27 protein-coding genes are annotated in these 26,697 nt (G+C 57.6%); 12 read left to right on the top strand and 15 right to left on the bottom strand.

Going from position 1 to position 26,697, the window contains the following annotated elements:
* Positions 1 to 8: 8 nt before the first annotated feature.
* The 4 genes from ACT3TJ_RS04880 to ACT3TJ_RS04895 form a co-directional block, all read right to left on the bottom strand.
* The gene (locus ACT3TJ_RS04880; protein ID WP_193054617.1) at positions 9 to 323 is read right to left on the bottom strand and encodes a conjugal transfer protein TrbD; all 315 of its coding nucleotides are present in this window, start codon (positions 321 to 323) and stop codon (positions 9 to 11) included.
* Positions 323 to 811 (bottom strand): TrbC/VirB2 family protein, encoded by a 489-nt coding sequence (locus ACT3TJ_RS04885; RefSeq protein WP_193054618.1) that lies wholly within the window; start codon positions 809 to 811, stop codon positions 323 to 325. Before ACT3TJ_RS04885 ends, ACT3TJ_RS04880 begins: the two co-directional genes overlap by 1 nt.
* 11 nt (positions 812 to 822) lie before the next feature.
* The gene (gene trbB, locus ACT3TJ_RS04890) at positions 823 to 1,806 is read right to left on the bottom strand and encodes a P-type conjugative transfer ATPase TrbB (protein ID WP_193054619.1); all 984 of its coding nucleotides are present in this window, start codon (positions 1,804 to 1,806) and stop codon (positions 823 to 825) included.
* Positions 1,807 to 1,985: 179 nt separating this feature from the next.
* Complete coding sequence (locus ACT3TJ_RS04895) at positions 1,986 to 2,249, bottom strand: helix-turn-helix domain-containing protein (protein ID WP_193054620.1); 264 nt, start codon at positions 2,247 to 2,249, stop codon at positions 1,986 to 1,988.
* Between the two features lie 271 nt (positions 2,250 to 2,520).
* Here ACT3TJ_RS04895 and parC point away from each other — a divergent pair, with 271 nt between their 5' ends.
* The 5 genes from parC (at position 2,521) to ACT3TJ_RS04920 (ending at position 5,446) form a co-directional block, all read left to right on the top strand.
* Positions 2,521 to 2,817 carry a ParC family partition-associated protein gene (parC, locus tag ACT3TJ_RS04900; RefSeq protein ID WP_444621468.1) on the top strand — a complete coding sequence of 99 codons (297 nt, stop codon included), beginning with the start codon at positions 2,521 to 2,523 and terminating at the stop codon, positions 2,815 to 2,817.
* Positions 2,818 to 3,020: 203 nt separating this feature from the next.
* Positions 3,021 to 4,286 carry a hypothetical protein gene (locus ACT3TJ_RS04905; RefSeq protein WP_444621467.1) on the top strand — a complete coding sequence of 422 codons (1,266 nt, stop codon included), beginning with the start codon at positions 3,021 to 3,023 and terminating at the stop codon, positions 4,284 to 4,286.
* Complete coding sequence (locus ACT3TJ_RS04910; RefSeq protein WP_444280663.1) at positions 4,283 to 4,432, top strand: hypothetical protein; 150 nt, start codon at positions 4,283 to 4,285, stop codon at positions 4,430 to 4,432. Before ACT3TJ_RS04905 ends, ACT3TJ_RS04910 begins: the two co-directional genes overlap by 4 nt.
* Before the next feature lie 212 nt (positions 4,433 to 4,644).
* Complete coding sequence (locus ACT3TJ_RS04915; RefSeq protein WP_192539793.1) at positions 4,645 to 4,947, top strand: hypothetical protein; 303 nt, start codon at positions 4,645 to 4,647, stop codon at positions 4,945 to 4,947.
* Between the two features lie 187 nt (positions 4,948 to 5,134).
* Positions 5,135 to 5,446, top strand: a complete 312-nt coding sequence (locus ACT3TJ_RS04920) for a helix-turn-helix domain-containing transcriptional regulator (RefSeq protein WP_192539792.1) — start codon at positions 5,135 to 5,137, stop codon at positions 5,444 to 5,446.
* A gap of 71 nt (positions 5,447 to 5,517) precedes the next feature.
* Here the strand turns inward: ACT3TJ_RS04920 and ACT3TJ_RS04925 are convergent, their stop codons facing one another.
* The 6 genes from ACT3TJ_RS04925 to ACT3TJ_RS04950 form a co-directional block, all read right to left on the bottom strand.
* Positions 5,518 to 5,856 carry a hypothetical protein gene (locus tag ACT3TJ_RS04925; protein WP_020309013.1) on the bottom strand — a complete coding sequence of 113 codons (339 nt, stop codon included), beginning with the start codon at positions 5,854 to 5,856 and terminating at the stop codon, positions 5,518 to 5,520.
* Between the two features lie 27 nt (positions 5,857 to 5,883).
* Positions 5,884 to 6,381: a hypothetical protein gene (locus ACT3TJ_RS04930; RefSeq protein ID WP_192539791.1), complete on the bottom strand. Its 498-nt coding sequence runs from the start codon at positions 6,379 to 6,381 to the stop codon at positions 5,884 to 5,886.
* A 2-nt stretch (positions 6,382 to 6,383) separates the two neighbouring features.
* On the bottom strand, positions 6,384 to 6,758 hold the full coding sequence (locus tag ACT3TJ_RS04935) for a hypothetical protein (RefSeq protein WP_192539790.1): 375 nt from the start codon (positions 6,756 to 6,758) through the stop codon (positions 6,384 to 6,386).
* A gap of 45 nt (positions 6,759 to 6,803) precedes the next feature.
* Positions 6,804 to 7,259 (bottom strand): conjugal transfer protein TraM, encoded by a 456-nt coding sequence (locus ACT3TJ_RS04940; protein ID WP_192539789.1) that lies wholly within the window; start codon positions 7,257 to 7,259, stop codon positions 6,804 to 6,806.
* 10 nt (positions 7,260 to 7,269) lie between these two features.
* Positions 7,270 to 8,028, bottom strand: coding sequence for a nucleotide-binding protein (locus ACT3TJ_RS04945; protein WP_226913600.1), 759 nt, complete (start codon positions 8,026 to 8,028; stop codon positions 7,270 to 7,272).
* A gap of 198 nt (positions 8,029 to 8,226) precedes the next feature.
* Entirely contained in the window at positions 8,227 to 9,339 is a 1,113-nt protein-coding gene (locus tag ACT3TJ_RS04950) for an RNA-guided endonuclease InsQ/TnpB family protein (RefSeq protein ID WP_074211468.1), read from the bottom strand.
* A gap of 30 nt (positions 9,340 to 9,369) precedes the next feature.
* Here ACT3TJ_RS04950 and ACT3TJ_RS04955 point away from each other — a divergent pair, with 30 nt between their 5' ends.
* From ACT3TJ_RS04955 to ACT3TJ_RS04975, 5 genes are all read left to right on the top strand, one after another.
* Entirely contained in the window at positions 9,370 to 9,924 is a 555-nt protein-coding gene (locus ACT3TJ_RS04955) for an iron chelate uptake ABC transporter family permease subunit (RefSeq protein ID WP_444621466.1), read from the top strand.
* Positions 9,924 to 10,871: an iron chelate uptake ABC transporter family permease subunit gene (locus ACT3TJ_RS04960; RefSeq protein WP_087110697.1), complete on the top strand. Its 948-nt coding sequence runs from the start codon at positions 9,924 to 9,926 to the stop codon at positions 10,869 to 10,871. Before ACT3TJ_RS04955 ends, ACT3TJ_RS04960 begins: the two co-directional genes overlap by 1 nt.
* Positions 10,868 to 11,644 carry an iron ABC transporter ATP-binding protein gene (locus tag ACT3TJ_RS04965; protein WP_087110694.1) on the top strand — a complete coding sequence of 259 codons (777 nt, stop codon included), beginning with the start codon at positions 10,868 to 10,870 and terminating at the stop codon, positions 11,642 to 11,644. The genes ACT3TJ_RS04960 and ACT3TJ_RS04965 overlap by 4 nt, the downstream gene beginning before the upstream one ends.
* Entirely contained in the window at positions 11,641 to 12,612 is a 972-nt protein-coding gene (locus ACT3TJ_RS04970; RefSeq protein ID WP_172116955.1) for a siderophore ABC transporter substrate-binding protein, read from the top strand. The genes ACT3TJ_RS04965 and ACT3TJ_RS04970 overlap by 4 nt, the downstream gene beginning before the upstream one ends.
* A gap of 248 nt (positions 12,613 to 12,860) precedes the next feature.
* Positions 12,861 to 14,963, top strand: coding sequence for a TonB-dependent receptor (locus tag ACT3TJ_RS04975; protein ID WP_303393867.1), 2,103 nt, complete (start codon positions 12,861 to 12,863; stop codon positions 14,961 to 14,963).
* Between the two features lie 107 nt (positions 14,964 to 15,070).
* Here the strand turns inward: ACT3TJ_RS04975 and urtE are convergent, their stop codons facing one another.
* The 5 genes from urtE to urtA all read right to left on the bottom strand — a co-directional run bounded on the left by urtE (position 15,071) and on the right by urtA (position 20,777).
* Positions 15,071 to 15,778 carry an urea ABC transporter ATP-binding subunit UrtE gene (urtE, locus tag ACT3TJ_RS04980; protein WP_087110689.1) on the bottom strand — a complete coding sequence of 236 codons (708 nt, stop codon included), beginning with the start codon at positions 15,776 to 15,778 and terminating at the stop codon, positions 15,071 to 15,073.
* A complete protein-coding gene (gene urtD, locus ACT3TJ_RS04985) occupies positions 15,778 to 16,614 on the bottom strand; it encodes an urea ABC transporter ATP-binding protein UrtD (RefSeq protein ID WP_087110687.1) in 837 nt (278 codons plus the stop codon). The genes urtE and urtD overlap by 1 nt, the downstream gene beginning before the upstream one ends.
* Positions 16,611 to 17,759 (bottom strand): urea ABC transporter permease subunit UrtC, encoded by a 1,149-nt coding sequence (urtC, locus tag ACT3TJ_RS04990; RefSeq protein ID WP_087110685.1) that lies wholly within the window; start codon positions 17,757 to 17,759, stop codon positions 16,611 to 16,613. Before urtC ends, urtD begins: the two co-directional genes overlap by 4 nt.
* 3 nt (positions 17,760 to 17,762) lie before the next feature.
* Positions 17,763 to 19,373, bottom strand: a complete 1,611-nt coding sequence (gene urtB / locus ACT3TJ_RS04995) for an urea ABC transporter permease subunit UrtB (RefSeq protein ID WP_087110683.1) — start codon at positions 19,371 to 19,373, stop codon at positions 17,763 to 17,765.
* 84 nt (positions 19,374 to 19,457) lie between these two features.
* Positions 19,458 to 20,777: an urea ABC transporter substrate-binding protein gene (gene urtA, locus ACT3TJ_RS05000; RefSeq protein ID WP_140398999.1), complete on the bottom strand. Its 1,320-nt coding sequence runs from the start codon at positions 20,775 to 20,777 to the stop codon at positions 19,458 to 19,460.
* A gap of 371 nt (positions 20,778 to 21,148) precedes the next feature.
* Here urtA and atzF point away from each other — a divergent pair, with 371 nt between their 5' ends.
* Together atzF and uca are read left to right on the top strand one after the other, a co-directional pair.
* The gene (gene atzF / locus ACT3TJ_RS05005; RefSeq protein WP_441678035.1) at positions 21,149 to 22,990 is read left to right on the top strand and encodes an allophanate hydrolase; all 1,842 of its coding nucleotides are present in this window, start codon (positions 21,149 to 21,151) and stop codon (positions 22,988 to 22,990) included.
* A 14-nt stretch (positions 22,991 to 23,004) separates the two neighbouring features.
* Positions 23,005 to 26,637, top strand: coding sequence for an urea carboxylase (gene uca / locus ACT3TJ_RS05010; RefSeq protein ID WP_441678037.1), 3,633 nt, complete (start codon positions 23,005 to 23,007; stop codon positions 26,635 to 26,637).
* The last annotated feature ends 60 nt before the right edge of the window (positions 26,638 to 26,697 follow it).

The raw sequence follows: 26,697 nt of genomic DNA on the forward strand, positions 1-26,697 counted from the left end.
GCTCCTTATCAGTAGATACGTGGCGACTTGGCCACACGATGGGGCCGTGAGAACGGCCCGTAATAGTTCCCGTACTTGAGCTGGCGAACGTAGACCTTGCTCATGTTCGGGTCAGCCTTCGCCATCTTGCGAAGGCCGTAGACGCAAACCAACCAGATGCACGTTCCGAGGATCGTGGCGGGCCAGTTCATGGCCGACACGATCAGGCCGCCCGCAACAAGCATGGAGAACAGCATTAGCTCGCGCTCGCCACCCCATACCTGTTGCGGCCGGTGCAGTGCCCGGTGGAAAGGCGTCAATCTACGCGCTTCCTCGACTTGCATTAGCGACCCCCTGCACCCGGCAGTGCGGCGGCCTGCGCTTTCGATGCGCTGGCCAGATCGTCAGCGGTGATTGCTGCGTCAGCCGGGATTACTGCGCCCGAGAACATGGTGCCGGTAAGCAGGTTTTTGGCGAAAACGATGATGCAGACAACGAGGATCACGTAGATGATGCGGCGGGTAAACTCGGAGATTTCACCGCCCCAAATCAGGGTCGCGCCGCACGCGATGATGCCGAGCAGTGCAATACCGAAGGCCACGGGGCCGCTGATCGACTGGACGAGCTTGGCAATCGGGCCTTCCCACGGCAGACCCGAGCCGCCGCCCTCGGTGGCGTTTGCCGCGTGCGCGGGTTCGGCACCAAAGAGAAGGGCCACGCACAGAGCGGCCATCAGCCAGAAGTAAGGGCTTGTCAGTACGGCCCGAGCCTTCGATGCGAAGGTTGGAGCCGACGACGCCACAGGCGAAGCGAACAGGGCATTTGTAGTCATGTGATGATTTCCTATATCGGTTGGGTGATGTAGTTGGTGCCGTCGTGTCCGCTAACGGTTACGACTTCCTTGATGCGCCGACCCGTGGCCGTCTTTTCAATCGCAATGATTAAATCGACGGCCTCAGCGATCAGTGCTTGCATCGGCGCTGCCGTGGCTTCCGCCACAAGCTGTTCCATACGGATCAGGCCAGCATTCGCCGAGTTTGCGTGAACAGTGGCCGCCCCGCCGGGGTGGCCAGTGTTCCATGCCTTGAGCAACGCAAGCGCCGAGCCGTCGCGGGCCTCGCCGACCAGAATCCGGTCAGGGCGCAGGCGCATGGTTGCTTTCAGAAGGCGGGTCATATCGACGTGATCGACAGCCCGCAATGGGACTACGTTCGGGGAGCTACATTGCAGCTCGCGCGTGTCCTCGATGATGACAATACGGTGCTCAGGGGTGACGGCATCAATCTCGAAGATGATGGCGTTAGTGAGCGTGGTTTTGCCGGTTCCTGTACCACCCACAACAAGGATGTTGCGGCGTTCACGAACGGCTTTCTTGATCGCGGCGCACTGCGCCTCGGTCATGATCCCCGAACTGACGTAGTTGGGCAGGGTGAATACGATGCTCGCCTTCTTACGAATGGTGAAGGTCGGGCCGGTGACGACTGGCGGTATCAGCGCCTCGAAGCGTGAACCGTCAAGCGGCAACTCGCACTCAAGAATCGGGTTTGCCGCCGTGATGTTGGTACGCAGCGACGACGCCACGGTGCCCATCAGCGACTCGGCCTGCGACTTGGCCATCGTCCCGATTCGCTCCATTGGTGCCCCGAGCCATTCGCACCAAAGCGAACCGTCCGGGTTGAGCATGATTTCAATTACTTTTGAGTCTTCCAGCAGCTCACAGACCTGCGGCCCGAGTTCACGACGCAGCTTTTCAACAATGCGGCGGTCGTGCTCGGCCCTTTGGTTGGCGAGATTAGAAGTTCTCGGGTCGGGAGATTTTTCGTCCATTCCTTTCGTCCTTACCGGTTGTCACGATAGCGTAAGGCCGATCAGACCTCACACCGCAATGATAGTCTAAACACTATCACTCGAACAAGGCCGAATGTATCCAAAAGCAAAAAGACCCCACGGGTTTGTGGGGTCTAGTTGGCAGAACCGGACGAAAGGTGTTGAAGCGCGGGAGGGTGCTACGAGGGTACTAAAAGCTGCCACAGGGGCATATCGACGCAGTGTGCAAGTTTGGCCATGTTGTCGATGGTGATAGCCATTTTCCCTGTCTCGATTTCGCTTACCCATGACTGCGCAAATCCCGTCTTATCCCTGACGTCTCGTTGACTTAGCTTCGCAGCGATACGGGCCTTCCTGAAGTTTTTGGCAAAAATCAGGCGTTCCGGCGCTACTGGTTTATCGTCGGTTTCTTGTTCTATATCGGTGTCGCGTCGTCTAGGCATTCGGCTCGGCACCTCCCCTTTCTATGGTGAATTAAGCGGGCTGTAGTGACCTAAACGGCACACAACACGCGCATGAAATTGCCGTATGTTAGCAAAAAGGTTGCCCGAATCGGAGCCTTTTTGTCTATGGCCTACCTCAAGGAATGCACCAAAAAGGGAGTATTACTATAGTGGCACAGGTGCCAGCACCACGCTTTTGACGAATGCGCTATTATGCAATAATGACTTTCGCAAAATCCAACCATGCTGGACAGTCTCAAGGGGGTGAGGCATGATTACGTTTGATTCTGATGCTGTCATCGACCCGGTATCGTTCAAGGAAGTGCTGGCCGCCGGTGGCGTTCACGCGGCTACCATCGGCAAGGCCGACAAAGGGCTAGTCGTGGTACTGCGGATCGCTAAGAAAGACCGCATTCTTGGGCAGTACCGTGGTGGCCCGCGCTACTTTTCATCGCTGGACGGTGCCGGGTCGGTACTTGTGCAGCATGGCATTTTACAGTGGGAAACCGACGCTCAGGGCTGGGTGCCTCGCACCTTGGCAAGAGCAAAACGTGACAACGGCCGATAGGCATCGGCGGTTAGTTGACCAGAAATGCAAAAGCCCCGTTTGGCGACGGGGCTTTGGCGAATAGCAGAGCGACTTACAGAACCGTTTGGCGACGGGAACCGGAACAGACGCCCTTGGTGGGGTAAATTCAGGTTCATTCTAGTAGTTCGCTTTGCCTTTGACAAGAGGCGCGCCCGTGTGGTGCCCCCGAAAGGCAGGAGCTTATGGCAAGTTCACAACTTGCGCTGTTCAGTTCTCAGGACGAGGCGGACTTGTACCACGACAGCAACAGGAGCGGGTTTTTCTCGCTTCTGGTTGACGTTCGCGGCGACAAGCGCCAGTCCTCCCACCGTTTGACGGACATGGCCACCGTGCTTAGTTTGGTGGACAAGACCCGCGACACTTGGATGTCACAGGCCGAGTTCATCCGGCCCAACCGGCGCGTCGTGAACCTCTCGCGGCTGGGCTTGCTGTTCACCGACCTTGATACCTACCGCGTGCCCGCGCTGGCCGGTCGCTCACCTGACCAACTGGCCGCGTCCGTCCTGTACTTCTGCGCCGAGGAAGGCGTACCGCCACCGTCAGTGCTGATCTACAGCGGCCGGGGAATACAAGCCAAGTGGTTGTTAGAGGGCACGATTCCACGTCAAGCCCTGCCCCGCTGGAATGCCTGCCAACGCTACCTTGTTGATCGCCTCGCGCACGTCGGGGCCGATCCGATGGCCAAGGACGCCAGCCGCGTGCTGCGCACCGTCGAGACAGTCAACAGCAAGAGCGGCGAAGTCTGCCGAGTGGTTCACGTTCAAAACGGCCACGATGGCCAGCCTATCCGCTACAACTTCGAGTATCTGGCCGAGTCCCTGCTACCGACAGCCCGATGGACTATCGAGCAGCAACGGCAGGAGCAACAGAAACAGGCCCAGCAGCGCGCAACGAGAAAGCCTTTCCTTTTGGTGCCCGGCGGCAAAGCCGACCATCTGCGCGGATTCTCCGGCCGACAGCTTGCGTGGGATCGCCTCGAAGACCTGCGCAAGCTGGCCGAGCTGCGCGGCGGCGTCGGCGAAGGCAGCAGGATGCAACACCTATTTTGGCGGTTGAACTTCCTGCTTTTGTCCGGTGCGACCAACAGCAAGCAGATGTACCACGAAGGGGCCGCGCTGGCCCGCGAACTTGATCCGCAATGGAATAGCCGCTCGAAAGAGCTTATGACGCTGTTCAGCAAGGCCAAAGCCTACGAAGCAGGGGAGAAAGTCAGCTTTGGCGGCAAGGACTACTCGCCGCTGTACACGCCGAAGAACGACACCCTGATTAACCTGTTCAGGATCACCGCAGACGAACAGAAGCAGCTAAAGACCATCGTCAGCCAGGCCGAGGCCGCAGAACGCCACAGGAAGCGCGAGGAAGACCGTAGACGCGCTGCCGGGAAACGTACCTTGAGGCCGCCAACGCCAAGCAGGCGCAGGCACAGGCCCTCAGCCGTGAAGGATTGAGCGTACGGGCCATCGCAAAGCAAATGGGTGTCTCAGCTATGACGGTATCGAGGTACTTAAAAGCCCCTCAAATCGAGTGTAACAACTCCGTGCGTATTACTAATGGCGAAGCCCCCGTGCTTTTGACGGCGGCCCGTTCGCGGTGATACAGGCCCTTGGGTGGGGGTGTAACAAGTCCGTGCGTATTACTAATGGCGAAGCCCCCGTGCTTTTGATCGGCGCAGCCGGGAGTAGCCCCGTGATGAAATATCACGAGTAGCCCGCAAGGCCGTTAGGCCGCGCAGCCCCAGCAGGGGGCGAAGGCTTTGGCCACTGATGACAGGTAACGTCGGTGCAGTTCGATAGGGAGTGGTAAGCGATGCGCTCAAGGCGATTTGATGATGCCCGGATCAACCACTTGCGGATTGTGCCGGTGCTCGCCGTGCTCGATGCGTTGGGCTTGTACTGGAAGCGTGACGCCACGTTTCAGCCGGTTAAGGACAAAAACACAGTGCGCGTGCATGTCTCGCTTGGGGGGGCCGTGGTCGAGCTGCTGGCCACAGGGGCGAAGTGGTACGACGTGCAGGCCGACCGTGGCGGTGGCGGGGCGATTGATTTGGCCATGCACTTGCTGCGCCTCGATTTCGTCAACGCGGTGAAACGCTTGCACGCGATACCGTAACCCTAGATCGCGTACCGTCGCGCAGAATCGCATTTAATCGCGTAGAGTCGCACTGCATAGGGTGCTGCTACGTGAAATCTGGCACCAACTGCTGCTTTGCGGCGGCGACAAGCGCAAGCAGAACAGCGACATTGACCGCGCCTGCGCGTACTGGCGCGACTGGCAGGAACGAACAGGAGATTGAACGATGAAAGACAGATCACACGACGCGGCGATGGCCGAGGTTTTCCGCAGCGATCCGGCCTACGCGGTCGAGCTGCTGAACAGCATCCTTGAAGACGGCGAGCAAGCCGAACTGTTGATTGCCCTGCGCCAGATGGCCGAGGCGTTCGGCGGCGTGCGCAGCGTGGCCAAGTCGGCCGAGCTGAACCCGTCGCAGCTCTACCGCACGCTGTCGGAGAAGGGCAACCCCGAGGTGCGCAGCCTGACCGCGATCCTGCGCGTCATGGGCCTGCGTCTGGCCATCCAGCCCATCCAACCGGCGGCCGCGACCCACTGACCACCCTTCCCTTTTGGTGCCCAACAAAAAGCCCGCTATCGAGCGGGCTTGTTTGTTTCTGGCCGGTTGTATTACTTGGCGTCTCGCGTAGCCCTGAACATCAGCTTGAACATCGAGCAGGCCGGTGGCACCAGTAGCGACAGAACCCCGATCACGAACAGAACTTGCGGGGTGGCAAATCCGGCGATGTGAGAGTGCGCGATGACTTCAATCAGGCTTTCAAACGGCACGTTCGGATCAGACGGCGCAACCATCGACAGGTTGATGCCCAGCCACAGGCCGAAGATGCCGGGGAACAGCCAGAACCCGAAGTAGTCGGCAATGTCCGAGGCGATCTTGAACAGCGCGAACACGATCAGGGCCGGAACCATCATCAAGAACAGCAGGATTTCAAACAGTGCAGCCAACATAAGCGATCCCTCTAAGTAGTTGTTGCGTCAAAGAAAAAATGATCCAAACAACACGCCGAGCACGAATGGCAGGATGCCGGACGATCCTCGACGGGGTTCCCGAGCTTCGAGAACCTTCCGGCGCAGCTCGCGGCGGCGATCCTTGAGGGCCTGCCGTTCTGCTGCGATCCGGGCCGCTTCGTGGGCCTCGCGCTGCTCTGTCAGGTACTGCTGCCACCCTACAGTAGCTATTCGAGCTGCGACATTACCAAGCCCGCTCACGACGGTGGCAGCGATCAGCCAAACACTGAACCCCATAATCCACCATATGATGCTTTGCATGAAATTTGTCATCGACAGCAGCCCTGTCGCGTCGGCAGGCGTGACGCTGCCCTGCGGCTGCGTGGTGTTCGCTAACCACTCAAATACAGGTATCGTCACGTTGCCAATGTCACCCATTGCAAAGCGGATCGCTTGCCACGCGACTACCAGTCCGCCGACCGACGAAAACACGTTGATGGCTTTGCCACATGCTTTCCGGTTCATTTTTACCTCTCATTTCTCCAGTACGTCACGCCGTCGTCGCACAGGTAGCCAGTCTGATCGGGCGACCGATCCCCTGCGATGAACGCCACGCTGCCGCGTGTAGTGATGCCGACGCCGCCGTTGCTATGACCTTCGCTTTTGCCCACTACCTTGCAGTTGTGCGCAGCCTTGAATGCCTCCCATTCGTCCGGCTTGGGCGTGTAGTTGTCCCACATGGCCGAAGCCATCAGCGCGATAGCCAACACTGCCGGGGTAATAGGAAGCACGCCATTGCGGAGTGCGCCCCACGTGATCCAGCCAGCGCAGACGGCCAATGCCAGAACGAAGGGGATCACCACCCACGGGCTGTACTGCGCCGGGTTGATTCCGCCATCCATACCTATTCCCTCAATGTCGAGGCACCGGGCCGAAGCCCGGCCGCCTCATTTCAGTAACACCACCACCAGAGCGGCTACGGCGACCAGTGCGGCCACCCCGGACAATACGGCAGCCACCACCGCGCTTGTCTTCGCCACCTGCGCATCGCGGCCGTTGGCCACCGCCTCACGGCTGGCGGCCTGCACCTCTGCGACCTGACGGCGCAGGTCTTTACCTACGTCCTTGACCACCTCGGCAACCGACTGGCGCAACTGGTCGCTGACGTAGTTGGCCGAGTCGGTGATGATCTTCCCGGCCGTTTCCTTCGACTGCTCGACCTGCTGTTGCAGCGTCACGGTCAACGTGCGGTTGGCTTCATCGTACTGATCGGAAATCAGATCGAGGTAGCGGGCCAGCACTAGCTCGTTGACCGTGACCGTGACAAGAATGGGGTCATCCTTGCCAAGCAGTACGTTGTGGCGTATGGCGACCTCTTTTCGTATGTCGTCAAAGTCGATCATCACGACCCCCTTAGATGATCGTGTCGAGCTGCTGGAAGATCGAAGACTTGACTTTATTCAAGCGCGACTTGGACATAAGGCCGAAGTCAGGTGATTGCTGAATTTCGTCAAATGTCAACTTACTGTCGAGCATAAGTTTCACGTCTTCGCCGTAAGTGCTGCCAGTCTGGCGAGCAATGCGGACAATGCCATGCACGCGGTCTTTGTTGGCTTGATAAACTTTCATTTCCTCGAAAGTTTTGCCATCGGCTTCAATGTCGCCAAAGAACTCATTCAGCCAAACAACCAAGCGCGCATCGCCCGGCATTTGTTCGCACAGCGAAGCAAAGCCGCCCAAAGTATCGCGCAGCGCCTGCCCACCAGTAATAACGGTGTGGATATAAACCTGCTTGCCATTTTCGGCGATCAGGTTAATTGCATCGTTTTCTGCCAGATAGTAAGACAGCGGGATAAACGAAGCCGCGCCGTTATCGACCACGAAATCAGAATCTTGTTCTACGATTTGTTCAATCAGTCGGTCGAAATTACGTTCTACCAGCGAGCCGTCGCGCATCAGTTCAAGGCGTTGAGTATCCAGAGCCTTATAACCGGCAAGAGTGGCATTTACCGGGTCGGTATCATATACAACCAACGGGCGAGTTTTGCCCTTGATATATTGTGCGATAACGGACGCGATCAGCGATTTACCGACGCCGCCTTTACCTTGCAGAATGTAATGAACTTGGCGGATAAGTTCGTTCATGGTTGAAGGGGTAGTGTTATTAGCCATATTTTGTTCACTCCTGTTAATTGACATCCTCCCCTCCCTCAGCTTGCGCTGCCGCCTTGCGGCGGAAAGGAAGGGGATTCCCAGGTCGTTACCTTCCTGGTTCCTGCTTCGATGTTCGTTGCCTTCAATGCCTTGGCACTGCTGGTCTTACACAAACTCCACAGGCGTACATTCCCGAGTGCCCCTCGGTATGATCTTTCAACCATCTGCACCGGCTAATAGCGCGGTGCCTGCTTGCAGAATGTTGCGGGCCGCATTCACGTCGCGGTCGATGCCCTGAGTACCGCAATCTGGGCAGTCCCAGGTGCGAACATTCAGCGGTAGTGATTCCAGCACAAAGCCGCAGCTATGGCAGCGTTTTGAGCTTGGGTACCAGCGATCAATCTGGACAAACTGCCTTCCCGCCCAGGCCGCCTTGTAGTCAAGCTGGCGAACCAACTCCCCCCAGCCAACATCACTGATGGCGTTAGAGAGATGGCGGTTTTTGACCATGTTCTTCACCTGCAAACTCTCCGCTGCAATCACTTGGTTCTCGTTAACGATCTGGCGGGTGAGTTTATGCAGGTGGTCACGGCGCGTGTCAGCGATCTTGGCGTGACAGCGAGCGACCTTTAACCGTGCCTTGGCTCGGTTGTTCGAGCCTTTTTGCTTACGGCTGAGGCGCCGCTGCGCCTTCGCTAGCTTTCGGGCATAGCGGGCAGTGTGGCGGGGATTATTCACCCGATGGCCGTCACTGGTCACGAACAGGTCTTTGATCCCCAGGTCGATACCGACCATCTTGAACGTAATTGGCAGCGCCTCAGTGTCTACCTTGCACAGACAGCTAATGAAGTAACGGCCTGCTGCATCCTTGGATACCGTCACTGTGCTCGGTGCCGCAGGCAGGTCGCGGCTCCAGCGGATGTTTAGCGGTTCACGGCACTTGGCGAGCGTGATCTGCCCGTCACGGTACGAAAATGCCGAACTGGCAAAGGTGGCTGACTGCCGGTGCTTCTTCGATTTAAAGCTGGGGTACCGCGCCCGCTTGGCAAAGAAATGCTTGAACGCACTTTGTTGATGGCGCAAGCATTGTTGCAGTGGCACCGAACTAACCTCGGCTAGAAAGGCGGTGTCCGGCTGCTTCTTTAACTGTGTTAGGAACGCGCTGGCATCGTTATAGCCGATCTTTTCCTGACGCTGATAAAACGCGTCGGTGCGATAGCGCAGCACCGCGTTCCAGACAAACCGCACGCACCCAAACGTCCGCGCCAGCAAGGCTGCTTGCTCAGGCGTGGGATAGAAGCGGTATTGGTAGGCGCGTTCGGCTTTCATGCTTTACACTTTAGACGAAATATTGTAAGGATGCAAAACACAAGGCGTCCTGGCGGACGCCGCGCTATCCATCCTCGCACTAAAAGTACGAGGTTTTCCGCGCTAACTGATAACATCCTGCAAAGCATGCAGGGCTGGCTGCTGGGAGATTTTTCAAAGATCGTCCAGGGCCATTACGAAATCATCTACCTAATCCTGCCGGTCGTTGTGCTCGCCTACGTCTACGCTCATCGCTTCACGGTGCTGGGCATGGGCGAAGACATGGCGACGAGTTTAGGCGTGAACTATCTCGTCACCTCCGCCATTGGGCTGATGCTGGTGGCCATTACTGTCTCGGTCACGGTCATCGCGGTGGGCGCCATCCCCTTTGTCGGATTAGTGGTTCCCAATCTGGTAGCGCTCTACTACGGCGATAACCTGGCTCGCACCCTACCCGCCGTAGCACTGTCGGGGGCAACACTGCTGCTGGTCTGCGACATTGCGGGACGCCTGCTGATCTATCCCTTTGAAGTGCCCATCGGCTTAACGTCGGCTTGTGTCGGAGGCGTGCTGTTTCTGATCCTGATTGTCAGGAGGGCACAGTGATGACTATCAAAGCTCGCCACACCGTTTGGGCGGCCGTGATCGCTCTTGCGCTCGCTTTTGTCTTTGTACGCTCCGGTTTCGACTTCGAGTATGTGATACCGAAACGACTTGAGCGCTTGGCCACCATGGTGATCGGTGGCATTTGTGTCGCCTGGTCCGCCATTACGTTTCAGAGCCTTACCGGTAACCGGATATTAACGCCTGCCATCATGGGCTATGAGGCCGTCTATCTGCTGTTTCAGGCCCTGTTGATGCTGGTGCTGGGCACCCACAGTCTGATGGTGCTCGGCGAGCATGGCAACGCCGCACTCTCGGTCCTGCTGATGCTTGGCTACTCCTGGACGCTGCATCGATGGCTGTTTAGAGACGGCAGAGACAATGTCTATTTCCTGCTGCTGGTAGGACTGGTACTGACAATGGTCATTACCACTTTCACACAGTTCGTTCAGCTCAAAATGAGTCCAGGCGAGTTTTCCATTCTGATGGGTTACAGCCAAGCCGCTTTCGGTAACGCCAGCACCACACAACTGCTATACGCCACACTGATCGTGGCCGCGATTTGTCTGGTGGGACTGAAAAGCCTCCCAATGCTAGATGTGCTCTTGCTGGGCAGAGAGCAGGCCATGTCACTTGGCATCGATTATCGACGCTGCGTGCAACACCAGCTCTTTCTGATCGCCTCGCTGGTGGCTGTATCGACCAGCCTGCTTGGCCCCACGGCGTTCATGGGCATTTTCGTGGCCAATACGGCCTATGCGCTTGCAGGCACTTACCGTCATCGGGTCACGCTACCGGTGGGTTGTGCCCTCGCCATCGCCCTTTTCATCCTCGCCCAACTGCTGGTCGAACATCTCTTCAACTACACAACCACCGTCGGCATCCTCGTCAACCTCGTATGTGGGGCTTACTTCCTGTCGCTGATGGTGCGTACGCGAGGCGCAGCATGATCACGGTTCAAGACCTTCATAAAACCTACGGCGACCGTTCGGTGCTATCGGCGATCAATCTCTGCTTTCCATCAGGTCAGTTGACGTCCCTGGTGGGCCCCAACGGCGCGGGTAAGACGACGCTTCTGATGATGCTCGCGAGACTACTTAAGCCCTCTCGGGGGGATATTCGACTCGACGGCTCCCAGGTAACGCGCATTCCCATCAGCGAGTATGCCAGGCAGGTGGCCACGCTACGCCAGACGCCTGAGTTCAACCTACGCCTGACCGTCGAGGAGTTGGTCGCCTTTGGCCGCTTTCCCTATAGCCGTGGCACACTCACTCGGCACGACCATCGTGTGATTGACGACGCCCTGTCGTTTCTATCGCTGACGGCACTACGCGGTGCTTATCTGAACGAGCTCAGCGGCGGCCAACGCCAGATGGCGTTCCTGGCCATGACCATTGCACAGCAAACCGATTACCTGCTGCTCGACGAGCCACTGAATAACCTCGATATCAAACATGCCGTTCAGATCATGCAGGCTCTTCGCCGTCTCTGCGACGAGCATGGACGAACGGTCATCCTGGTCGTTCATGACATCAACTTTGCCGCCAACTACTCCGATTACATCGTCGCCATGAAGGATGGGGAAGTGCACTGCGATGGCAACGTCACCGACGTCATCACCGAACGGCGCTTGAGTGAGCTTTACGGACTGAAGTTCGACATCGCCCATAACGAACGCGGTTATCTATGTAATTACTTCAAGCCCTCAGGAAACCTGGAATGAAACGATCTCTAAACAACCGCTTGGCACGCCTTCTCCCACTCGCCTTGGTGGCGTTGCTACAAGGGTGCGATCAGCCCTCAGCCAACAATATGTCCGCACAGGAGGCCATAACACCGATCACGATTCACCACGCGCTGGGAAGCACCGTGATCGATCACCGTCCACACCGGGTAGCGGCATTAGACATGAATGAAGTCGATTTTCTGGATCAGTTGGACGTTCCGGTGGTGGGCATGCCAAAGGACTTTATTCCCCATTTTCTGGAGAAGTATCGAGACGACCCGACGATTGAAGATCTGGGCGCTATCGTACGCCCTAACCTTGAGCGAGTGCATCGCGCTAACCCTGACCTCATTCTTATGACGTCGTTACAGGCCAACGACTATAACGAGCTGACTCAGATCGCACCCACGCTGCACTTTGACGTGGATTACCGCAACAGTCAGACCAACCACATTGACGTTGTCATGGATCATCTCATGGATCTTGGGCAGATCTTTGGCAAACAGAAATTGGCCCGTCAGCGGGCAGCCGAGCTGGTTCATACCGTCGAGGAGGTCCGGCGTGTTACCCAAGGCCGCCCTGAGAAAGCCCTTATCCTGCTGCATAATAATGGGGCCTTCCACTCCTTTGGCGTGCAGTCACGCTACGGCTTCATCTTCACTGAATTCGGCGTTGCCCCCGCCGCTCCCGACATCGATACCGGCCTGCACGGCCAGCCGGTTTCTAGCGAATTCATCCAGCAGGCCGACCCCGACATCATCTATGTCGTGGATCGTACTGCCGTAATGGAGCACCGGCCCACCATGAGTACCGACAGCCTGGCCAACCCCCTATTACGCCAAACTAACGCCTGGCGAAATGACCGGGTGGTCTTTGTCGACCCCGAAGCCTGGTATGTCACCGCCGCCAGCGTCAGCGCTCTGGCGATCATCGCGGATGACATTATCGACGGCTACCGGCACTAGCAGACCATAGCACTAAAGCACTAAAGCACCTAAAAAAACGCTTTCATCGACTGCTTCAATGCGCCTTTTAACAGGCGCTCAATTGAAGCGGTGTAGTTCCTCTGTGTTTAAAAATGGAGATCGACATGCCCTTACATTGCCACCACCGTCCCCTACAGCCGACGAGAGCACTACATTGCGCCTCTTGCTCAAACCCTTTATCGCTCGTCAGGAGCGCATTTCTGCTCGCTCTGAGCGCGAGTGCTGTCATGCTGCTGTCTTCACAAGCTCTCGCACAGGCCCAGGAGACCGAGACCCGCAGTACTACTGCCCTAGCACCCATCACCGTACACGGAGAAGCGACATCCGTTAACGATACGTATGCCGGCGGCCAAGTCACCTACAGCAACCGGGCGGGCTTCCTGGGGAAAAGAGACTTCATGGAGACGCCTTTCAATGCCATCAGCTATACGGATCGCTTTATCCAGGATCAACAAGCTCAGAGTATTACCGATGTAATTGCAGCGACGGATCCGAGTGTCTTCAGCAACGGCGTCACCAGTGCCTGGAGCGAAACCTATTCGATCCGTGGTTTTGACGCCAGCACACGTGACGTCACGTTCGGTGGTCTGGCCGGGATGGCCCCCTACTACCGTACGTCTCCAGAAATGTTCGAGCGTATCGAGGTGCTCAAGGGGCCTTCGGCACTACTCAACGGGATGCCGCCAGGTGGCTCCGTTGGCGGTGCCATTAACCTGGTTCCCAAACGGGCTGGCGATGAACCGTTGACGCGTTTCACCACCACGTATATGTCCGACGCCCAGATTGGCGGGCACCTTGATGTCGGCCGACGCCTGGGTGACGACCAGCAGTTTGGCGTTCGCGTTAACGGCGTATACCGCGACGGCGAGGGGGCTGTGGATAACCAGACACCAAAGGTTCAAATGGGCTCTCTGGGGTTGGACTGGCGCGGTGATCACGCTCGACTATCAGCCGACTTGTACAGTGCGGACGACCATATTGATGGACCCGCTCGAGGTATCAACCTGGCCCCCGGCCTGGCAGTTCCGACGCCTCCCGCCCCCGATACACTGATCAACCCGGACTGGGCCTTTGCCGACACGCGCGACAAGGGGGCCATATTGCGTGGCGAATTCGACTTTACCGACGAGATCATGGGGTACGCGTCAATAGGTCAAAGCGAAACCAATTACACCTACAACGGTGCCATGTCAGCCCAGGTGCTTGATGATCAAGGCAACTATCGCACAAGCGTTGGTCAGCTTGCCTTCGATGTCGAAAAAACATCGGCGGAAGTCGGGGTTCGCGGTCACTTCCAGACCGGCGCTGTCAGTCACGACATCAGCGTCAATGCCACCCATTATGAGCACGAGCAGCACGATTACGGGCGCAGAAGCGTTCCCGATGCGGACTGGATCACCAACCTATACAATCCGCAATGGGGCCCCGCCGCTGATTTCATTACACCGCACATCATGCATACAGAGCTACGCTTGAACAGCTACGGTTTGGCAGACACGCTCTCGTTTGCCGATGATCGCATACAGCTGACGCTCGGCGCCCGACGCCAGGAAGTGGTGAGCGACACCTACAGCGTGATGACCGGCACACGTATCTCCCGCTATGATGAAAGCGCGGTCACACCCGCCGCAGCACTACTTTTCAAAGCGACCGACCAGGTATCGCTCTACGCCAACTATATCGAGGGGCTCAGCCAGGGGGCCACGGCACCTATGACTGCCGCCAACGCTGGTGAGGTGTTCGAGCCTTACAAGACCAAACAGAGCGAGGTTGGCGTGAAACTTGATCTGGGTGATTTTTCACACACGCTTAGCCTGTATGAAATAAAGCGGCCCAGCAGCTACACCGACCTGGCAACCAATATCTTCTCGGTTGGGGGCGAGCAGCGGAACCGAGGAGTGGAGTGGAGTTTCTTCGGCAGTCCTCTCAGCAACCTGCGCCTGATGGGGGGCATCGCTTATGTAAACCCAGAAATCACGCGCGCCGCGAGCGATGAAGAACAAGGCAATCAGGCAACCGGCGTACCAGACCTGCAAGCCAAGCTAGGCACTGAATGGGATCTATCCGTAGCACCAGGGCTGACACTGACCGCTAATGCCACCGCGATGTCAGAGCAGTACATTAATAGTGACAACTCCCTATCAGTACCCGGACACACTATTTATGACGTTGGAGCACGCTACGCCTCTAACCTTTCCGGCTATCCACTCACACTGCGTGCCACTGTTAACAATGTGACCGATAAAACGTACTGGGCAATGCCACAACTCTCAAGCCTCGCATTAGGCGCCCCCCGCACCTTTATGTTTTCGGCCTCACTGGACTTCTAGACGACTGTAACAAGCGGTGCTAATGCCATAACACCGAATATTTTTCACTACTAACTCCGTAAAACCTCCCCACCTACGCTCGCCGAGCGGGCGTAGGTGTGGATAACTTAAACCGTTAGGTGCTGCTTGATCAGCTCGTTGGAAAGCTCGCTGATATCACCTTTGGCCACCGGGCGGCCGCGGTCCATTATCACAAAGCGGTCGGCGTATTTGCGCGCAAAGGGCAGCTTCTGCTCGACCAGCAGCACCGTTAGGGCGTCTTCGGCAATCAGCTGGCGAATCACCTGGCCAATTTGCGCGACGATATTGGGCTGAATGCCCTCCCCCGGCTCATCCAGAATCAAGAGTTTGGGCTCGATTACCAGCGCTCGGCCAATGGCAAGCTGCTGCTGTTGCCCGCCGGATAAGTCACCGCCGCGGCGGTGCTTCATCTCCTTGAGCACTGGAAACAGTTCATAGATACGCTCGGGGATTTTTTTCAGCTTGTCACTGCGTGCAGCAAGGCCGGTACGCAGATTCTCTTCTACGGTGAGTAGCGGGAAAATCTGCCGCCCTTGCGGTACAAAGCCAATGCCCAGCCGTGAACGTGCTTCCACGGCTTTTTGGGTTAACTCAACCGCTTCGCTGCTCGACTGGTAGCGCAACTGGCCACTTTTTACCGCCACTTCACCCATGATGGCTTTCATCAGCGTGGTTTTACCCACTCCGTTGCGGCCCATCACGCAGGTGCACTGGCCAGCGGGTACGTCCAGGTCCAGATCCCAAAGTGTATGGCTTTCCCCATAAAACTGGTTGAGCTTTTCAATTGCCAGCATCAGGCAGCCTCCTCATCGTCAGCACCCAGGTACACTTCGACTACGTTGGGGTCGCTTGAGACCTGATCCATGCTGCCTTCGGCCAACACACTGCCTTGGTGAAGCACGGTCACTTTGCGGGCAATTGAGCGCACAAAGCCCATATCGTGTTCCACGACGACCACCGACTGCTTACCCGCCAAACCGGTCAGCAGTTCGGCTGTACGCTCCATTTCCTGCTCGGTCATACCGGCGACCGGCTCATCCACCAGCAGTAACCGTGGGCGCTGCATTAACAGCATGCCGATTTCCAACCACTGTTTCTGACCATGAGAGAGAATGCCCGCAGGCTGAAAGCGCAACTGAGTCAAACCAATGGTCTCCAGCACTTCGTCGATGCGGTCTTTGATCTCACCGGTCATACGCGCAGTCAGGGTGGGAAAGATCCGTTTGTCGGCGGCCATGGCCAGCTCCAGGTTTTCGAACACGCTCAGTACTTCAAACACCGTGGGCTTTTGAAACTTGCGCCCGATCCCGAGGCTGGCAATTTCCGGCTCGTTCATATTGAGCAGGTTATGACGGCTGCCAAACCATACGCTGCCCTCAGTGGGCCGCGTCTTGCCGGTGATAATATCCATCATGGTGGTCTTTCCCGCCCCGTTGGGGCCAATAATGCAACGCAGCTCGCCGTCGTCGATGGTCAAATTCAGCTTGTTGATCGCTTTAAAGCCATCAAAGCTCACCGTGACGTCTTCCATATACAGAATCGGGCCGTGGCGTACGTCCACCGGGGAGGCGGCTGGCGCTATAAAGTCAAATACCCGGTCGCGGGTTTTGAATGACTGCAGCAAGCTCATGCAATAGCCTCCTTGGTGCCTGCGTTATCGGATTCAACAGCGCGACGGCGCTTGCGCAACAGCCCCGCCACGCCCTTGGGCAGCAGTACCGTGACGAGTACAAACATTGCGCCCAAAGCAAACAGCCACGCATCAGGCATGACACCGGTGAAAATAGTTTTGGCATAGTTGACTAGAATTGCGCCGATCACCGCGCCGTACAGCGTGGCCCGACCACCCAGCGCCACCCATAGCACGATCTCAATCGAGAACAGCGGCGAGAATTCGCTAGGGTTGATGATGCCCACCTGAGGTACGTAAAGCGCGCCTGCCAGGCCCGCGAGCATCGCGGACACCACAAACACGAAGAGTTGAAAGCGCTCTACCCGGTAGCCGATAAAGCGCGTGCGCGCCTCGGCGTCGCGAGTGGCCACGCACACACGCCCCAGCTTGCTGGTCACGATCGCCCGACAGAGGATATAACCCAGCGCCAGCGCCACGCCGGTGGCCAGAAAAAGTCCCAGACGAGTATCGTTGCTGCGCAGGTTGAAGCCCAAAAGTTCGCGGAAGTCGGTCAGCCCGTTATTGCCGCCAAAGCCCATCTCATTGCGGAAAAATGCCAGCATCAGCGCAAAGGTCAACGCCTGGGTAATGATCGAGAGATAAACCCCCGTCACCCGCGAGCGAAACGCCAAAAAGCCGAACACCAGCGCCAGCATACCCGGCGCCAGCAGCACCATGGCAAAGGCGAACCAAGCCATATCAAAGCCCTGCCAGTACCAGGGCAGACTTTCCCAGTTTAGGAACACCATGAAGTCCGGCAGCACCGGGTGGCCGTAAGTGCCCCGGTCACCAATCTGGCGCATCAGGTACATGCCCATGGCGTAACCGCCAATCGCAAAAAACGCCCCGTGGCCCAGGCTAAGAATGCCGAGATATCCCCACACCAGATCAACCGCCACGGCCAGCAGCGCGTAGCTTAGGTACTTGCCAAACAGGTTCACCGTGTAGGCATTCACATGCAGCGGGCTGCCTTGAGGCAGTGCCACGTGGAGTACCGTCACGACCAGCAGCGCGGTGAACAGTACTCCTAAAAAGACCTGTGTGGCACGCTCACCAAACGGGCGGGTTAGCCAAAACTGGCTTGAAGGTAGTTGTGACATCATGGGTTAGCCCTCCGCAGCCCGGCCCTTCTGCGGGAAGAGTCCACGCGGGCGTTTTTGAATAAACAGAATGATAAAGACCAGCACGATAATCTTGGCGAGTACCGCGCCCGCCCAGGGTTCCAGCACCTGATTGATCACCCCCAATGACAGCCCGGCCACGAGCGTCCCCCAGAGATTGCCCACACCGCCGAACACCACCACCATGAACGAGTCGATGATGTAGTTCTGGCCGAGGTTCGGGCCGACATTGGTAAGCTGGGAAAGCGCCACGCCGGCAAGGCCGGCTACACCAGAGCCGAGTGCAAAGGTCAGGATATCCACACGGGTCGCGCGAATTCCCATGGAGCGTGCCATAGCGCGGTTCTGGGTCACGGCACGTACTTCAAGGCCCAGGCGGGTGCGGCGCATGATCAGCATCAAACCGGCAAACACCACCAGCGCAAAACCCAGTACCACCATGCGGTTTATGGTCAGCGACAGCGCGTCATTGATAATGAGCGACCCGCTCATCCACTCCGGAGTAATTACCGTGCGGTTGAGCGGCGAGATCACCGTACGCACCAGCTGCTGCAGGATCAGACTGATACCGAAGGTGGCGAGGAGCGTCTCCAGCGGGCGGCCTTTCAAAAACTGAATCACGCTGCGCTCAATGGCAACCCCCACCAATGCGGCGACCAGAAAACCTGCCGGAATAGAGAGAATCAACGCCAGCCCCGGCTGGCCGGGCAACAGCTGTTGCATCATCCAGGTAGTGTAGGCGCCCAGCATCATCAGCTCACCGTGGGCCATGTTGATGACGCCCATCACGCCAAAGGTAATCGCAAGACCAATGGCGGCCAGTACCAGCACTGACCCCAGGCTCAAGCCAAAGTAGAGCGTTTCAACCCCACGGTTGATTTTCAGGTTCTGTTCCACGCTGGCAAGCGCGGCGCGGGCGGCATCCGCAGCTACGGTGTCGTCGCCATTGGCCGCACGACTTAGCGCAACTCTAGCGCGTGGATGAAGGCTTCCGGTTAGCGCTTCGATACCCGCCATTTCACCCTGCTCAGCACGGTAAATGGCGACCGCTTGGCTCAGCCGATAACGTACCTGGCTATCCTTTTCTTCCAGAATGAGCGCATTGATGGGTTCAAGCAGCTCACCATCGACTTCACCCAGCAAACGTTCGGCAGAGATACGGCGGCGATCCAGATTGGGCGAGTAAAGGTCCACCACAGCAATCGCGCTGCGCAGCTGGTTTCGCAGGGCGTTATTGATGCCCACGCGGTCCAGGTCGCGGCGTGACATCTCACCCAGCGGTTCATTCGTCAAGGCGTCGGCCACCGGCCACTCTCGGCCACTGTTATCGAGTACGACAACAAACTGACCATCGTCGGCACGCTGCAAGCGGCCATCCAGCAGAGCCTGCAGCCAATCACGGGCGCGCTCGTCGTCGCTTTGCAATATGGCGGTAATCGCCTCGCCTTTATCGCGGTAGGAATCGACATCCAGCGCCTCAAGAAGCTCAAGCGCGGCGTCATTATCAGAAGTATCGGGGCCTGTCTGTGCCTGTACGTTGAGTGTTATGCCCAACAACACAGCGCACAAAAACCCCCAGGAAAGGAAACGCCTCATGGGGTTGTTCCTTTGGTGGTCAAGGTGGAGAGTTAGCGTGCTCCCTTGCCGCCCGATCAGGCGGGCGGCAAGGGGTGGCCAGTATTATTCGGCGAGCGCCGCTTCGGCTTCTTCAGTAGCGGTGCTGCCACCGCATGAGCCGTTCACAACGTTGAAGTTGCCGCACTCCATGGGCTTGCGCCAATCGGCAATCAGGTCGCGCGAGCCGGGCAAGTAGTCGGACCAGGCATCGCCGGCAACGGTTGAGGGCGTTTGCCAGACGATATCGAACTGGCCATTGTCCTGCACTTCGCCAATCAGTACCGGCTTAGTGATGTGGTGGTTGGGCATCATCGCCGCATAGCCACCCGAGAGATTGGGCACACTCACGCCGATAATGGCATCCTTCACCGCGCCTACATCGGTGGTACCCGCTTTACGCACCGCCTCGGCCCACATATTGAAACCGATGTAATGGGCTTCCATTGGGTCGTTGGTGACCGCTTCTTCATTACCGGTGTGCTCAATCCAGGCGTCGATAAAGTCGTAGTTGTCATCGGTATCCACGCTCATGAAGTAGTTCCAGGCAGCCAGATGGCCAACGAGCGGCGCAGTGTCGATACCGGAAAGCTCCTGCTCACCTACCGAAAACGCAATCACTGGAATATCAGCGGCATCAATACCCTGGTTGGCAAGCTCGCGGTAGAACGGCACGTTGGCGTCGCCGTTGATGGTCGAGATCACCGCGGTAGACTTGCCCTCTTCACCGAAGCGACGAATCTCGGAGACGATGTTCTGCCAGTCGGAGTGGCCGAAGGGCGTGTAGTTGACCATGATGTCGTCGCCTGCCACGCCGTGCTCATCTTTCAGAAACGCTTCGAGAATGCGGTTGGTGGTGCGCGGATAGACATAGTCGGTACCCACCAGAGCAAAGCGCTCAATGCCGACTTCGTTAATCAAATACTCGACAGCGGGAATCGCCTGTTGGTTGGGCGCGGCACCGGTATAGAAGACGTTTGCAGACGACTCTTCTCCCTCGTACTGCACCGGGTAGAACAACAGACCATTGAGTTCTTCAAACACCGGCAGCACCGCTTTACGTGATACCGATGTCCAGTTGCCGAACACCACGTCTACCTCATACTGGGCCAGCAGCTCGCGGGCGCGTTCGGCAAACAGCGGCCAGTTGGAGGCCGGGTCCACTACCACGGCTTCCAGCTGACGACCCAGCAGACCACCGGCTTCGTTCTGCTGCTGGATCAGCATTTCAACAGTGTCTTTTAACGTCGACTCACTGATAGCCATGGTGCCAGAAAGGGAGTGAAGGATACCCACTTTGATAGGGTCATCATTGGCTGACGCATGAAACGATACCGAAAGGGCCAGTGCAGAAAGACCCAGCAGTGCCTGTTTTTTCAAGTTCATGTTTCGCATCCCCAAGCTGCAAGCGGGCAGCTAGATATTTGTCATTAATCAGGTGTACTCAATTGCCTGAAAGCGCCTGTAACTCGTCCTGCACATTGCACGATGCGTTCCACACTTTAAAAAAACATAAAAAATTCAACCATATAAAAAGTATACAAGTTGTTTTACAGGAGTTTTCCATCTTTGATTCAGGGTCTTAAAGCACTTCATTGGTGCTAAAGCGGTCTGATTCGCACGATAAAAGTGCATAAAAACTGTCCATTTTTATCCTTTTATCGCCAAGCTTCTGTTTTTAAAACATTTAGCATTTTCTTGGCCTGTGGTTTGCAAAATGACTTGTATACAAGACCATGGATAACCAAGGGCCAAACATGATGACCACACGCGGCTGGACACTCGAACAATGGCGGCAGGCATATAACGAGGGCGCAACCCCGGGAGCCTTACTCGGTGAATTGATCACGCAACTGGCCAAACTTGATAGTGCCGACAATGCCTGGATTTCACTTCTCGACCAGGAGGGGCTGGCTCATGCCCTGGCAGCACTTCAAACACGTCTGGACGAGGCAGACGGCAAGATAGACAAGTTGCCGCTTTACGGCATTCCGTTTGCGGCGAAAGACAACATTGATGCCACCGGGTTTGCCACCACGGCGGGCTGCCCGGCCTACGCCTATCAACCCACCCGTGACGCTGCTCTGATTGACAAGCTGCGCGCCGCGGGCGCAGTACTCATCGGCAAGACCAATCTGGATCAGTTTGCCACCGGCCTGGTGGGTACCCGCTCGCCGTTTGGTGCCGTGGCCAATAGCTTCAATCCTGAAGTGGTGAGCGGCGGCTCGAGTTCTGGGTCGGCGTCCGTGGTGGCACGCGGGCTAGTGCCATTCTCACTGGGTACCGACACGGCAGGCTCCGGTCGCGTGCCCGCTGGCTTAAATAACCTGGTCGGGCTTAAACCCACCAAAGGCCTGTTCAGCATTGATGGTGTAGTACCGGCGTGCCGCTCGCTGGACTGTGTCTCCATCTTCTCGTTGACTGTCAATGATGCCGGGCAGATCGCCGAGCTAATGGCCGGCTTCGAGCCTGCCGACGCTTTCTCACGCAAGGCGCCAAGCGCCCTCCCCCTGGATGCCCCGGCCATACGCCGTCCTGGCCCGCTAGCCAGGCTTGCCATTCCCCAGTCGCCCCAGTTCTTCGGCGACGTGGTGGCTGAAAAGGCATGGCAAACGGCCGTGGAAAAATGGCAAAAGCTTGAAGGGGTAACGCTCGTCGAACTTGATTTTGCCCCCATGCTTGAACTGGCCGCCCTGCTTTATGAAGGGCCGTGGGTAGCAGAGCGCCACGCCGCCGTGGAAACCTTCATGGCCGAACATGCCCAGAACATGAATGACGTGGTGCGCGGCATTATTAGTAACGCGGGTAAATACAGCGCCACCGATACGTTCAAGGCGCAATACCGCAAGGAAGAGCTGGTTAGGGTGATCGATAATCTTTTGGATGATATCGATGGCCTGTTAGTCCCCACCGCCCCTACCGCGCCCACTATCGAAGCGGTTAATGCTGACCCGTTAACGCTCAATAGCCAGCTCGGCACCTATACCAACTTCGTTAACCTGGCCGATTTTTGCGCATTGGCGGTACCCGCCGGGTTCCGCGACGATGGACTGCCTTTTGGCGTTACCCTGGTGAGCGGCGCCTGGAAGGATCGGGAACTGCAGACCCTGGCCAGCCGCTGGCTAAATGCCCACCCGACGCCGCTGGGTGCCACTGACCAGGCACGCCCGCCGGAAACCGTTCATACCACCCTTGCCGTCCCCACCGTTCAGGTCGCTGTGGTAGGCGCTCATCTTTCCGGCATGCCGCTGAATACCCAACTGACCGAGCGCCATGCCTGGCGCGTGGCGTCCACGACAACGTCCGCCAATTACCGCTTGTTTGCCCTGCCCAACACCGTACCGCCCAAGCCCGGCCTGCAGCGCGTTCACGAAAACGGTGCCGCCATCATTGTTGAAGTATGGGAAATGGCCGCGTCGGAATTTGGCTCGTTTGTCGACCTGATCCCCGCGCCGCTGGGTATCGGCAGTGTCGAGCTTGCCGACGGCCGCTGGATCAACGGCTTTATCTGCGAAGGGCATGGAACCACAGATGCTCAGGATGTCACCGAGTTTGGTGGCTGGCGTGCCTATATCAAGGCGCAAACCTCCCACGCATAACGAGGCTATGACTCATGTTCAACAAAGTATTGGTTGCCAACCGCGGTGAGATTGCCGTACGTACCAACCGCACGCTTAAGGCGCTCAGTGTCGGCAGCGTTGCTGTCTATTCCCATGAAGACCGCCACAGCCTGCATGTGGAAAGCGCCAGCGAAGCCGTGGCCCTTACAGGCAACGGCGCCAGTGAAACCTACCTGGACAAGCGCCAGATTCTTGATGCCGCCCGAAAGACCGGCGCGCAGGCTATTATTCCCGGGTACGGCTTTCTATCTGAAAACGCTGACTTTGCCGACACCTGTGAGCGTGAAGGTATCGTTTTTATCGGCCCCACGCCTACACAGATGCGCGAGTTCGGACTAAAGCACCGCGCCCGTGAGTTGGCCGAAGCGGCAGGCGTGCCGCTAGCCCCAGGCAGCGGCCTGCTTGACAGCGTAGAAGAGGCGCTTACCACCGCTGACCGCCTGGGCTACCCGGTAATGCTCAAAAGCACCGCGGGCGGCGGCGGGATTGGCCTGACGCGCTGCAATAGCGCCAAAGAGCTGCAAGACGCTTTTGAAACCGTTCAACGCCAGGGCAAAAATTTCTTTAACGACAGCGGCGTCTTTCTTGAGCGCTTTATCGCCCGTGCCCGCCACGTGGAAGTCCAGATTATCGGCGATGGCCACGGCAACGTAGTGGCATTAGGTGAGCGTGACTGCTCACTGCAACGCCGCAATCAGAAAGTCGTGGAAGAGACGCCGGCCCCCAGCCTGCCCGCGGCCACCCGTCAAAAGATGCTGGATGCGGCCGTGGCGCTGGGTGAATCGGTCAACTACCGTTCAGCGGGTACCGTTGAGTACATCTACGACGCCGAGCGTGATGAGTTCTACTTTCTGGAGGTCAACACCCGACTGCAGGTAGAACACCCAATCACCGAAGCCGTGACCGGCCTTGACCTGATCGAATGGATGCTCAAGATCGCCGCGGGCGACCACCTGGACCTGGCTAATGTTACGCTCAGCTTGAGCGGTGCGGCCATGGAAGTGCGCATCTATGCCGAAAACCCGTTAAAGGATTTTCAGCCCTCGCCCGGTGAATTAACCGACGTACACTGGCCCGGTGATGGCGTGCGTATCGACACCTGGGTCGAAAATGGCAGCCAGGTATCCGCTCACTACGACCCCATGATCGCCAAGCTGATCGTGCATGGTAACGACCGCGCGGATGCTCTGGCCAAGCTGCGTAAAGCACTGGATGAAACCCGCCTGATGGGTATTGCCACCAACCTTGACTACTTGCGTCAGGTGGTCGCCCAAGCGAGTTTTGCCGAAGGCAAGGTCTCGACCCGCGCTTTGGAAAGCTTTCACTTTCAACCCTGCGTTGCCGAGGTAGTCTATCCAGGTACTTACACCACGGTGCAAGACTTCCCGGGACGGGTCGGCTACTGGAACATCGGCGTGCCGCCCAGCGGCCCGATGGATGACTTCGCCTTTCGCATCGCCAACCGGATTGTCGGCAACCACCCAGAGGCTGCCGGGCTGGAAGCCACGCTGATAGGTCCAAGCCTTACGTTTCATCAGGCGACCGTCGTGGCGCTGACCGGCGCCGTCACCGACGCCACACTCGACGATACTCCGGTGGATTTCTGGACGCCTATCCACGTCACCGCCGGCCAAACGCTCGTGGTGGGCAAAGCCAACCGAGGGTGTCGCACTTACCTTGCTGTGCGTGGTGGATTTGATGTACCAGTGTATCTTGGCAGCCGCGCTACCTTTGCCCTTGGCCAGTTTGGCGGTCACGGCGGGCGACCGCTGCGCCCAGGCGATCTGCTCGGCATCAGCCAGCCGGGGTTACCTGCCTGCACCACGCCAGCGCCCACCCACGACCCTGCCCCCGTTGACCCGGCGCTCATCCCGAATTACCCGAGCCACTGGGAAATAGGCGTGCTCTACGGCCCGCACGGCGCGCCCGACTTCTTTACCGAAGACTCCATCGAGCACTTCTTTCAACAGGACTGGGAAGTCCATTACAACTCCAACCGGTTGGGCATTCGCCTGAATGGCCCTAAACCTGAATTCAGCCGGGCAGATGGCGGTGAAGCGGGGCTACACCCTTCAAATATTCATGACTGCGAATATGCGATCGGCTCGATTAACTTCACGGGTGATATGCCAGTTATTCTGACCCGAGATGGCCCCAGCTTGGGTGGGTTTGTCTGCCCGGTTACCATCGCCAAGGCCGAGCTGTGGAAAGTGGGTCAGGTCAAACCCGGCGATACTATCCGCTTTGTCGCCATCGACAACGCCACCGCCGTCAAGCTCGCAGAACGCCAGGAGCTGGCCGTCAAGTACCTGTCCGCGCCGCCTGCCGTGACCCTAAACAGCGCCGACCTGGCGCCGTTCAACGGCCTCTCGGCCACCGTGCTGGCTCATCTTGCAGCGACCCAAGAGCGTCCAGCCGTCACTTACCGTCAAGCAGGCGATCAATACATCCTGCTGGAGTACGGCCCTAACGTGCTGGACTTGGGCGCCCGAATGCGCCTCCACGCACTGATGGAGGCGATTGCCGATATCCAGCCGCGTGGTCTGCTTGAGCTTTCCCCCGGCGTGCGTTCGCTTCAACTGCGCTACGACCCGCTGACGCTGACCCAGCAGGCATTGATGACCTACCTGCTCGACCTGGAAGCCACCCTGCCACCGACCGACGAGCTGAAGGTGCGCAGCCGGGTGATTCATCTTCCCATGGCGTTTGAAGATAGCGCCACGCTCGAAGCGGTGGAAAAGTATCGTCAATCGGTGCGCGACACCGCCCCTTGGCTGCCCAACAACGTCGATTTCATGCAGCGCATCAATGGCCTCGCCAACCGTGACGAGGTCAAGGATGTGCTCTATTCGGCGCGTTATTTAGTGTTGGGGCTAGGCGATGTGTATTTGGGAGCGCCCTGCGCCGTGCCCCTGGACCCTCGACATCGGCTGCTGACCTCCAAATACAACCCGGCGCGCACCTATACCGCCGAAGGCACGGTCGGCATCGGCGGCATTTATATGTGTATTTATGGCATGGACTCGCCCGGTGGCTATCAGCTGGTGGGGCGCACTCTACCCATCTGGAACAAGCATCTAAAAAACAAACAGTTTTCAGAAGGCGCCCCCTGGCTACTGCGCTTTTTCGATCAGGTGTGCTACTACCCGGTCAGCGAGGATGAACTGGATAACCTGCGCGATCAGTTTAGGGCGGGTAAGCTAACCATCGAGATCGAGGAAGATACGTTTGACCTGAAATCACACCAGACATTTTTAGATGCCCACCAGCAGGCCATCGCCGAATTTCGCGCCCTTCAACAAGACGCCTACGCAAAAGAGGTTGCGCTATGGCGTGAAAGCGAAGAGAAGGCCCTGGACCGTTTGGCCAAAGCGCCGCCCCCCGCAGAGGCAGATGACCTGGCTGGCTATGGCGAGCTGATCAGTGCCGAGATTGCGGGCAATATCTGGAAGTGCCTTGTGCAACCCGGCGATAGCGTCATCAAAGGCGATCCGTTGGTGATTGTTGAAGCCATGAAGATGGAATTTGAAGTCATGGCGACACACTCTGGCACAATAAGCGCTCTGCACGTCACCCCGGGCCGAGCGGTAACGCTAGGGGAGCCGCTGCTGAGTATTGAAGTTTAAGGCATTCACATTGCTGCTGGCGTGCCGTCGCATCATGCGGCGGCCTCTCTCAATAAGGCC

Origin of the sequence: Halomonas sp. AOP30-A1-24 (assembly GCF_052378165.1) — a bacterium.
GTDB classification, from domain to species: domain Bacteria; phylum Pseudomonadota; class Gammaproteobacteria; order Pseudomonadales; family Halomonadaceae; genus Vreelandella; species Vreelandella citrativorans.